This is a genomic window from Aeromicrobium sp., assembly GCF_036675695.1.
Lineage (GTDB): Bacteria > Actinomycetota > Actinomycetes > Propionibacteriales > Nocardioidaceae > Aeromicrobium.
The window spans coordinates 1-9,511 of the sequence record NZ_JAKFEL010000076.1; the positions used below are offsets into that span (position 1 = coordinate 1).

Consider the following 9,511-nt stretch of genomic DNA (forward strand, 5'->3'; position numbering starts at 1 on the left):
TGGCGGCGAAGCGGAAGGCGGTGCTGGTGGTCATGGCGTGTCCTTGGAGGTGAGTTGGTCGCTCCGGTCGTTTGCCGGGCTCGTATGGATAGGAGCGCCGGCTCTGCCTGACCTTGCAGGAACTTCCACTTTTCTTTTTCACGTGCACGTTCGCCTGCCGTCGTCCTCAGGTGCGCGCTTCCGCATCCCTGGCGAGCAGCGCCATCCGCAGGCGCGTCGCGTCGTCGGGCCGGGTGGGGTCGTAACCGGTCAGGCCGGCGGGCTTCCTCATGCGGTTGTCCACCGTGTTCGGATGCGCAGACACGAGGTGGGCGAGTTCGTCGACGTGGTCCTCGCGGGCGACCGGTGTCGCGGAGGTCCGCGATTCTTGCCACCCATCTGCCACGCGCGAGGCCCCAACAGGCCTGTGGCCCGCGGGTTTCGACCGGCTCAACCACCGAAGGTTGATCAGTAGTACCAGGGGAAGCGCGGCACGCTCAGCGGCCGTGGTTGGTCATCGACGGCAATGAGCCACTGACCTGCACAAACGTGATGGGCGGCGTTGGCGGCCGACGGCCGATGATGACTCTGCTGCCACGTTTTTGCCACGCACGGGGTCACTCGACGACCCGCTCTCGCCAGTAGCCAGGCAGCCGCTTGTGGTGTGCGATCGCGACGACGACGAGCTCGGCGGGTAGCACGAGGTAGACGAGCCGGAAGGGGAAGCCGCCCACACGCCGTGACCTCACCACGGGGATGCTGTCCCAGCCGGGCCACATCGCTCCTGACTCGGGCCATTCGACGACGGTGTCGACCATGTCATCGACGGCGGCCTCAAATCGGTCCCCAAGCCCGACACCGCGCGCTTCGTACCACTCAACTTCCGCGTCGTACTCGCCCTTGGCCTCTGGGTGCCACGCGATCTGCAACGTGTCAGTCCTGCCGCGCGGCCTGACGCGCGGCGCGACGTTCGGCGAGCTGCCGCTTCACCTCTTCGTGAGGGATCGTCTGCACACGACCACTGGTGATGTCGTCGACCCGAGACTTGATCTCTGCCGTCCAGGCCTCGTGAACCTCGGCCGAATCGGCCGGGTCGTCGAGACTGGCCAACAGTGCGCTGGCGACCTGCGCGCGCTGATCCACCGGGAGTGTCAACGCCAACTGCGTGATCTCATCGATGCCGGAAGTCATGTGTTGAGTCTACGCCCGACTACGACTTCCTCTTGTCCTCGCGGCGGAGCTGCTCGAAGTCCTCGATTGCAGCGTCGACGTCGTCGTCACTCGCGGAGGGCACGTTGACCGGCGACGACGATCAGGGCTTGAGAAGCCGGCGGGCTGCCTTGGCGACCATCGAAGTCGCCTTGCCCGCGGCCAACTCACCGAACTCGGTTGGCAACTCGATCGTACGACCAGTCCGCTCAACCAGGTCGGCAGCCAACTCCAGGAACGCTCCCGCATCGCGGCGGTCAGGAAGGATCCGCACGATCTCTTGCAGGGCGTCGAGGATGGGCAGCACGGCTGCATCGCCCGCGCGAGCGCATTCGGTCAATCCGCTACTGATCCGCTGACCTACGACGATGTCGTCGGTGAGCAGCAACGCTGTCTGGCGTCCGAGCTCGTGGCCGTCCAGGACGCCGTATCGAGCGAGATCGAGGACCGCGTCCTGCGCAGCAGTCCGTCCGCGGGCATCCTGGGCCGCGAGCGCGAGGACGATCGCCGAGGATGAGGGCGGACCATTGCTCGACCTGGCCCGTGCGATCGCATCGATAACGGGGACGCTGCACGCTCGGTCCTTGCGCAGGTCTCGATGGAGGTACGGGTGCGCATGGGCAGCCAGAACATCATGGTCGTGCGGCAGCAACGCTGCTCCAAGACCTAGCGTCTGCTCGAAACGCGGGATGTACTCGCCGTACGTAGTCTCCGCGCCAACGGTTCGCTCAGGCGTCGATCTCGCGAGGATGCCCGTGGCGGCGCCGGTGCCCTCTTCGTGATCGTCGCGGAAGAGAGGTATCCGCCGCTCGGGCTCCCAGCTGGACCGCTGGTCCAACGCGACGTGGCGCGACCAGCTGGGCACTCGGCCCGCGCGTGCCTGAGCGATCGCACGCGACTTGCGCAAGGAACGTGGAACGACGACGGATGCCCGCGCACCGGTCGGGACCCTGAGCAACGCGATGAGCAGCTCCATCTCATGGATGGGGCGGGATCGGCGCACCTCACGCAGGCGACGATTGAGCTCAGTGGCATCGAGGCTGAAGTCGGCCGAGGTCGGCAACGCCACCGACACGTGACCGCCACCCTGTACAGCGTGGGCGATCTCGGTGAGCCGCCGACCGATCGCGCCGACGAAGGTCTCAGTCGCGGCTGGCACGGACGGAAAGCCCGTTGCGCCGAGAACGACCGACCAGTAGCCGTCGCGAACGCGTGCCCGCGGCAGGAGCCACGCACATGCCAGGATCCGGGCGGCAATCCGGGGGTCGCCGTCGTAGAGATCGGCAGCGGTCGCCCGGCTCAGAAGCAGGTCTGCTGTGGCTGGGCGCTCATCGGCGAGACGGAGGAGGCCATCGATCGCTCGCTCCAACTCGACGGCGTCGATCTCTTCGAGAAGGCCGAGCAGCACCTCCGCGAGCTCATCGGCTGAGCCGACCGGCTCAAGACGGGGAGCCGGCGGCCGTACCTCGGGGTCCACTGCGACGAAGCGCGGGCCAACCGCTGGGCGCGTCGGTTCCGCTCCGAGACGTGCGAGGATCTTCGCTGCTTGATCGCGGACATCGGCCCGGGTGTGCTCGCTGGCGATCCGCACGGTGTCGGTGATCGATACGTTCCGGTGGGCCTTGGCAAGCTTCTCGAGTAGGCGCAAGTGGGCGGAGACCGTTGCCTTGTCGCTTCGTCCGAGCGCGGCCTGGCTGGCGGCAAGGAACGGTTCCGCCTCGAACCTTGGATCGGGCATCAGACGGAGCAACTCGCGCTGTGCCAGCTTCACCGAAGGTCCGTGCTCGACCGTCAGCAGCCTCACGTAGGTGCCCTGCCGTTCTGCGATCTCATCAAGGGTGGGGGCGAGGGCGTCGTGCATGCCGACGTACCAAGCGAGGTCAGCGGACGCCCAGTCTCGTAGCGGCGCAGCGAGGACGGCGTCGAGCAGCCGACCTCGGTCGAGCCGTTCCTCCTGGGAAAGGACGAGGAGTGTCACCCGCCATGTACGCGCGGCCATGGCTGCGCTGTCGGAAACGTAGTGCGCGCCCTCCTCGAACTTGTCGTGATACGCGAGCAGTCGACCTGTCCCTTCAGTCGACACCATGCCCAAGAGGTGGTTCCCGATCAATCCAGGGTCTGCGTCCAACCGATCGATCAGCGGACGGCGGTCTCTGGTGTAGTCCGGGACGCCTCGTACGGTTCCGCGGTAGTACTCGGGATGATCAGGCTTAGCGACAGCATCGGCGCGTACAAGGCTGCGAACGAGACACCAATTCCAGGTACCTCCATCGTCCAGAAGACCGGTGACGAACTCAGGGAGCCAACCAGGATCTCGGGCCTTGAGAATCGCAGAGGCGCACTCAAAGAACTCCGACCGCTCGAATCCGAAACCATGCGTCGTGGCAACCATCGCCTGACGCCAGCCGTCGGCGGTCGCAAGCACCGCCAACGCTGCGTGGTTCGACGGAATCCGCGTCGGATTCCCACGCGTCAGCCAACCCCGCGCTTTGGGCCCGAGCGCCTTGCGATCACTCTCCGTGAGATTGACCAGCGCTCGGGTGACGTCGTCGCCGCCCCCGCGCTCCAGCCAGGCGAGTACCCCGTCGAGAGTCATGCCCGCCGTTTCCGAACCAGATCGGCTGCGAGGACGTGCTTGCAAGGACCGCGAGCGCCCTTGTGCTTGGCGTACCAAGGACAGGTGCACCGGTCGTCGCCGTCAGCCGTCCGGCGTACGACGTGTTCGGCGGCGCCGCTGCGGACATGGGCGGTGTCCCCGTCGAGTCGAACCGCACCTGCGTCGACGAGTGCGATCGCGTCCCGTAGTCGCGGATGCATCGTGGCGAGTCGATCGGCGTCGTAGGGAAGTTCGCGATGGAAGTATGCGGCTTCGGCTGCGTCGTAGCCGACGCGGCCCGCCGCGCCGAGGCGGCCGAGGGCACGTGTGACGCGGTCCTCAGCGAGGCCGGATTCGGTGGCGAGTCGCGCAGTGTCGATGCGTGGTTCGAATGCCAGCAATGCCGAGATGAGGTCCGCGTCGTCGGCGGACTGCTCATCGGCAAGGTCCCAGAGCACTCCCCCTTCACCGGAGAAGCCTCGGCTGGATTCGGGGCTCAGTGCGAGGACGAGTCGTGCGTCGTCGAGTCCGAGTTCCCAGACGCCAGTCGCGCCTTGAGGGTCGTGTGGGGCGGCGTACGCGCGTAGGGAGCGGGCGAACCGGAGCATCGGTTCGAGTGGCTTGAGTCGATCGAGTCCCGACAGCGAAACGGCATCGGGTGTCGGGCGCGTGGTGATGCGCAGGCCGCGTCCCGCGGGGACGACCCAGACTGGCTTACGACTGCCGGAACTCGGCATGCTGCGGATGAATCGCCGCGCTTCGGAGGCGGCGACCTCAAAGGCTGGTGCGACGGCAGCGGAGGCAAGTTGGACCTCGGCGAAGCCCTTGAGCCAGCGCTCGGGCAACGGAACCTTCTTCTCGGTCACCTCGGTATCGAGGGTCCGGACGACGACGTCTTCGCCGACCTGGAGGTGGAGCGGTTCGAGACCGCCGATGCGGGCGAGGGCGTCGCGCATCGGCGGGTTGAAGTCGACGTTGGTGGTGCCGGTGTCAAGGACGTTTCCGTCGAGGCTTCCAGGTAGCGCGTCGTAGCGGGCGTACACGCCGCAGCAGGCGGAGAAGCTCTCGAACCGGAGCCGGTCGCCGTTGCTGGTCACGACGGGGTCGGCGGCGCGCAGGATCGCGGCCACCATGCCGGGAGGCATGTAGTAGCGGGTGCGGGCGACCTTCGCGACAGCAAGCAGCGCGGCCGCGGCCTGCTCGGGGTGCCCTAGGAACCCGTCAAAGAAGACGGGGTGTGCGGCTGGCCCGGCGGCGGTGCGACCTCCGCTGGTGGCGAGCATGAGGTCGGCGCGGCCGCCGCCGAAGGTCAGCTCCGATGGACGGACGTAGGTGTACGTCTGCTCGTCGGTGGTCGTTGCCATGGTCGAGAACTTATCCGAGCAGGAGGCGGGCGGTCTTTGCTGCTGCGGAAGTGCCGGAGAAGTCGGCGAGCCACCTGGTCAACGCTGGATCGGTAGGTCGTCGGCCGAGGCGGATCAGCTCATCACGCAGCACCTCGAGCAGCCTATTGAGTCCGCGGTGGTCGGCAGGTAGTTGCGGGAGAAGTTGTGTCAGGAGGTCCACGGTCGCGGGAGGGCCGCCGGGCGCCTGCGCTATCGACGTCAGCGACTCCGCCCATCGGGTTGACGGCCACGCCTGAGCATTGCGCGCCATGACCGTCGCAACCTCAGAACTAGCGATGCGGCCGGAGGGAATCAGGTCAAGGAATGCGTCGACGGCGTGGAGTCGGTGGTCGCGCTGCGATGCCGAGATGCCGGCCGCGAGCGTGGCAGCCGCCAATGTCCCCATGCGGCCGGGGTGCCGCGCCAAGGCGTCGAGAGTGCGCGGCACGTCGTGCGCGGTCTCGGTCCAACTCGGGGATTCCAGGACGGGTATGCAGGTGAGGGCGAGGAAGTGCTCGGCGTCGTGGGGCCAGATGGCCGCCAGCGTCGGGATCCAGTCGCCGAGGTACCTGCTGGTGTAGCCGCCACCCCACTGGTCGGAGGTTTGGGCCTGCAACTCGGTCGGCTGGTCATCGGCGGGCCGGTTGGTGTTCGTGGTTGTCACGGCGAACCTGGCGTACCAGGACCGACGGGGTCGTCCGTTCTCCTGCCAGGTGTGAGTCTTGATGTCCCCGGTCAGTTGCGGTGCCTCGCTGGCCGCGTAAGGCGCCCGGGACCTCTCGGCCGCGATCCACCAAGACGCTGGTCCCTCACGCCCGCTCCGGAGGAGGCGTCGAGTCGGTTCGATGCCGTCCAGGGCGAACCGCGCTGCAGCGGGGAGACTGCCCGCCATGGCGCGCGCGGCTTCGTCGCGCCCCTCGGGATGGAGACGCAGCAAGGCTGCGATGAGGTCGTGGTGTCGTGGTTGCGGGTTCTGCGTCAGTCGTTCGACGAAGGCCGTAGGACTGACCCATCCCCCGGATAGGTCAGGGGTGGCCAGCAGCGGGGCCGTTGACGTGCAAACCTCCGCGAGCCGGCGCGCGACGAAGCGCTGGGCGGGGTGATCGGGGTGCGCAGGCGGTGCCGGGTCGCCGAGGACTCCCAGAACGAGGCGTGCCACCTGTCCGGGCAGCCATGCGTCTCCGATGTCGGTGCGCGGGCCGCGGGCGACAACTGCCTTGGCTCGCTTCCTCAGTGGTTCGAGGGCGGCTTCCGCTCCACCTACCGCGAGAAGGGCCATGACAGCTTCGAGTTCACCGACGTCCGAGGCGTCCTCCAGTAAGCCAGCGGACCGCTCGGCCAAGTCGGTTGTGGAGACGGGCGCCGGGGCTGGTGCGACGCTCTGGTCGTGTGGAACCTCGGGCTCCTCCGTGTCCTCGGCGTGAAGTCCGAGCTCTTGACGCACGCTAGGGGTGAGGTCCCCTGCCACAGCGAGTACCGCGTCACCTTCGCCTAGGTCGGCGAGGAGCTTGGCGGCTGCCCGCTGGACGTCAGGATGCGGGTGCCCAAGCGCTGCGTGTGCCACGGCGCCCACAGAGCCCGCGAACCTGACTCGTCCGACACGGGCCAAGGTGAGGGCAGCAATGGATGTCCCCTTGGCTTTGACCAGAGTCGCGGGCGGCAGAGCCTCAACTGTCGCCTCGACGTCGAGGAGTCCTGCCTTGTCGACGCGGATCAACTGCTTGAGGGCGAACGCGACGTTGGCTGGCACGGCTGCGCTGAGCAGTCGACGCAGCTCGGCCTGGGAGATGGAGGTCTCCCGGGCGGTCGGATTCAGCGCGAGGTAGGTGGCCGAGTACCAACTGGCCCGGTAGGCGGCGAAGTCGCGGCCCAACGCGTGGAGGCAGGCGTTCAGGACCCGGGTGCGGTCAAGCGTGCCGTCCGAGGTGAGCTCCAGGAAGGTCTTGCGCCATTCATCGCCGCTGAAGCGGTCCACGTTGGTCAGGCTGACTTCGCCGCCGCCTTCGACTTCGAATACACGCCAGAGTGCGCGCTCAATCAGGTCGGGGTCGTCTCGCAGTTTGTCGGGCTTGTCTGGGCCAAGCGCGCTGATCATCGCGAGGACGTACGTGTCGTCGGGTTCGAGATCAATCAGGCCAAGTCGCTCGAGGAGCCGTACGCGCGCGAATCTGTCCGCCGACCAATAGCTCGTGGAGGCCGACCGGAGTTCACGTGCAATGAGTCCCTCGAGCCAACGGGGCTTCTCGCTGCCCTCTCCCCGGATCGAGCCTGCGGCGACAGCGCAGAGTTTGTCGTCGATCGCCTTGATCAGCGCCCGGTCGCGCTGCCATGAGTGCTCGTAGGTGGCATTCAAGAGGGGCGCGGCTGCCTGGGCGAGTGCTCCGTGGATCACGCTCGCATCCGCGCCTTCCAACGTGGAGTAGGGCGGGAGCTCACCCATGTTCATCTCCTAGGTCCGCGTGCTTGCGACGCATCTGCCCCGCAGCCAGGTCGATAGAGCCCTGACCTGCACGAACGCACCAGATCAGTAGTACCAGGGGAAGCGCGGCACGCTCAGCGGGTGTTGGTGGTCGTTGATGGCATTGTCCGGCTGACCTGCGCAAACGTGATTGACGACGTTGATCGTCGACGGGCTCTGACGACTCTGCTGCCACGTTTTTGCCACGCATCGGGCGGCGTCCCGCGGGGCTGGACGGCATGTTGCGTCCGTGCAGTTCCTGACCGAGTCCCAAGCGCTCAGCGCACTTCGCCGCGGCGAAGCCATCGAGCAGTCCCGCCTTGAGGCTGACAGTCCCGGCACCTTCGGCTGGGTGACCGGGCGCCGAGTCGGCGACGTGATCAACCTGCGAGTGCATGTTGTCCACGACGAAGGCAGCGACGACTTCTGGGACGTCACGGAGTTTCTCCGCCGTCGATGAGGACGAGCCCCACGGCGAAGGTGCCGAGCTCGAATCGCTCATTGCCGAGTTCGATTCATCAGTCACACGGCCTGACGCGCACGATCTGATCTTCTGGCCGACCGGCGAGTTCTCGGGCGGGCCAACCGCCAGCCAAATCGTCGACCGAGCGCTCGCATACCGCCCGATCGAACTCTGAAGCCCAGGACGCCCCAGGCCTAATCGAGCTCGACCACGTTGACGAACTCAGCAAGTGCCGTGGGATCGCGGGTCATGTCGTACTCGCCCAGCAGGCGGATATACGCCTTCCGGTCGACCTCCCAGTCGTAGCCCATGAGGGGCTCGCCATCCTGGGCCGCGATGTAGGCCAGGTCGGCGACCATGCGGGTTACACGACCGTTGCCATCGACGAACGGATGGACGTGCACGAGGGCGACGTGCGCAGCGATCCCGAGCCACCTCGGCGTCACGCCGGTCCCGTGCTCCCACCGCCACCGCAAGTCGTCGAGCGAGTTGCGCATCTCGACTGCTATTCGCTCGGGTGCTATACCGATGTTCGTCTCGCGCGCTCGCTGTCGGCCACCCCATTCCCACACCGGGCCGTACAACCGGCGGTGGAGATCGCGGACGAAGTGGTCGGTCAGGATCTCCTGGACCTCAAGGTCGCCGTCGCTGACCTTGGCAAGAAGCTCGTCGGTGACTTCCGTCTGGATCCGCTGCTCAAGGTTGAACAACGCCGCCTTGCGGATCGGCTCATCGAGCAGGTCTCGCGCGACGTCTGTCAGAGCGTCGCGTTCTTCCTCAGCGACGAGGGTTTCGCCGTAGTCGGGCTCGAAGGCCATCAGGCCTTGGCGCGGAGCGACGCCACGAACTGCTCGACCTTCTCCGAGCTGACGTGGTCGGCGGGCACCACGCGCTGCTCAAGACGGGCAGACGCCTTGGTCGAGCGCTCGGCGAAGCGACGACGAGCCTCGGCAGTCATCGTGTGCTTCGTCATCGCTTCCTCCCATTCTCGATCGGGTGGCGGGGGATGTCCCCGCCTAGGGGTTGGACCAGGGCCTCACGGCCAGCCCATCATTCCCAATGATACCTGCGAGTTGGCTCGGCCACCGAGCTCATTTCTCCCCCGCAGCGTTGCGTTCGGCGCAGTCAGCAGCGAGCTTGGCCAAAAACCTCATCGTGCGGAATTGTCCTGACCTTGCCGCTGAGGATGTCGTCGACTCGCGACCGCGTGCACGATTCTTGCCACGCATCTGCCACGCACACGGACTTGACAGGCCTCTGACCTGCGGGTTTCGACAAGCTCAACCACCGAAGGTCGATCAGTAGTACCAGGGGTACGGCGACCAGTCCGGCTCACGCTTCTCGAGGAACTGGTCGCGTCCCTCCTGGGCCTCGTCGGTCATGTACGCGAGGCGGGTGGTCTCGCCGGCGAACAGCTGCTG

At 66.8% G+C, this 9,511-nt stretch carries 9 protein-coding genes and 1 pseudogene; 1 reads left to right on the forward strand and 9 read right to left on the reverse strand.

Annotation, left to right across the window (positions count from 1 at the left end):
• Positions 1 to 166 precede the first annotated feature (166 nt).
• The 6 genes from V6M39_RS05165 to V6M39_RS05190 all read right to left on the reverse strand — a co-directional run bounded on the left by V6M39_RS05165 (position 167) and on the right by V6M39_RS05190 (position 7,609).
• Complete coding sequence (locus V6M39_RS05165; RefSeq protein ID WP_332642667.1) at positions 167 to 385, reverse strand: helix-turn-helix domain-containing protein; 219 nt, start codon at positions 383 to 385, stop codon at positions 167 to 169.
• 211 nt (positions 386 to 596) lie between these two features.
• Positions 597 to 908 carry a type II toxin-antitoxin system RelE/ParE family toxin gene (locus tag V6M39_RS05170; protein ID WP_332642668.1) on the reverse strand — a complete coding sequence of 104 codons (312 nt, stop codon included), beginning with the start codon at positions 906 to 908 and terminating at the stop codon, positions 597 to 599.
• 4 nt (positions 909 to 912) lie between these two features.
• Complete coding sequence (locus V6M39_RS05175; RefSeq protein WP_332642669.1) at positions 913 to 1,170, reverse strand: addiction module protein; 258 nt, start codon at positions 1,168 to 1,170, stop codon at positions 913 to 915.
• A 121-nt stretch (positions 1,171 to 1,291) separates the two neighbouring features.
• A complete protein-coding gene (locus tag V6M39_RS05180; RefSeq protein WP_332642670.1) occupies positions 1,292 to 3,784 on the reverse strand; it encodes a DUF6493 family protein in 2,493 nt (830 codons plus the stop codon).
• On the reverse strand, positions 3,781 to 5,148 hold the full coding sequence (locus tag V6M39_RS05185; RefSeq protein WP_332642671.1) for an SWIM zinc finger family protein: 1,368 nt from the start codon (positions 5,146 to 5,148) through the stop codon (positions 3,781 to 3,783). The genes V6M39_RS05180 and V6M39_RS05185 overlap by 4 nt, the downstream gene beginning before the upstream one ends.
• A gap of 10 nt (positions 5,149 to 5,158) precedes the next feature.
• Positions 5,159 to 7,609 carry a DUF6493 family protein gene (locus V6M39_RS05190; protein ID WP_332642672.1) on the reverse strand — a complete coding sequence of 817 codons (2,451 nt, stop codon included), beginning with the start codon at positions 7,607 to 7,609 and terminating at the stop codon, positions 5,159 to 5,161.
• 268 nt (positions 7,610 to 7,877) lie between these two features.
• Between V6M39_RS05190 and V6M39_RS05195 the strand changes: the two genes are divergently transcribed.
• Complete coding sequence (locus tag V6M39_RS05195; RefSeq protein WP_332642674.1) at positions 7,878 to 8,087, forward strand: hypothetical protein; 210 nt, start codon at positions 7,878 to 7,880, stop codon at positions 8,085 to 8,087.
• 197 nt (positions 8,088 to 8,284) lie between these two features.
• Here the strand turns inward: V6M39_RS05195 and V6M39_RS05200 are convergent, their stop codons facing one another.
• The 3 genes and pseudogenes from V6M39_RS05200 to V6M39_RS05210 form a co-directional block, all read right to left on the reverse strand.
• Positions 8,285 to 8,908: a Fic family protein gene (locus V6M39_RS05200; RefSeq protein ID WP_332642675.1), complete on the reverse strand. Its 624-nt coding sequence runs from the start codon at positions 8,906 to 8,908 to the stop codon at positions 8,285 to 8,287.
• Positions 8,908 to 9,063, reverse strand: a complete 156-nt coding sequence (locus V6M39_RS05205; protein ID WP_332642676.1) for a hypothetical protein — start codon at positions 9,061 to 9,063, stop codon at positions 8,908 to 8,910. The genes V6M39_RS05200 and V6M39_RS05205 overlap by 1 nt, the downstream gene beginning before the upstream one ends.
• A 325-nt stretch (positions 9,064 to 9,388) precedes the next feature.
• Positions 9,389 to 9,511, reverse strand: a pseudogene (locus V6M39_RS05210) (1,4-dihydroxy-2-naphthoyl-CoA synthase); the annotation flags it as partial.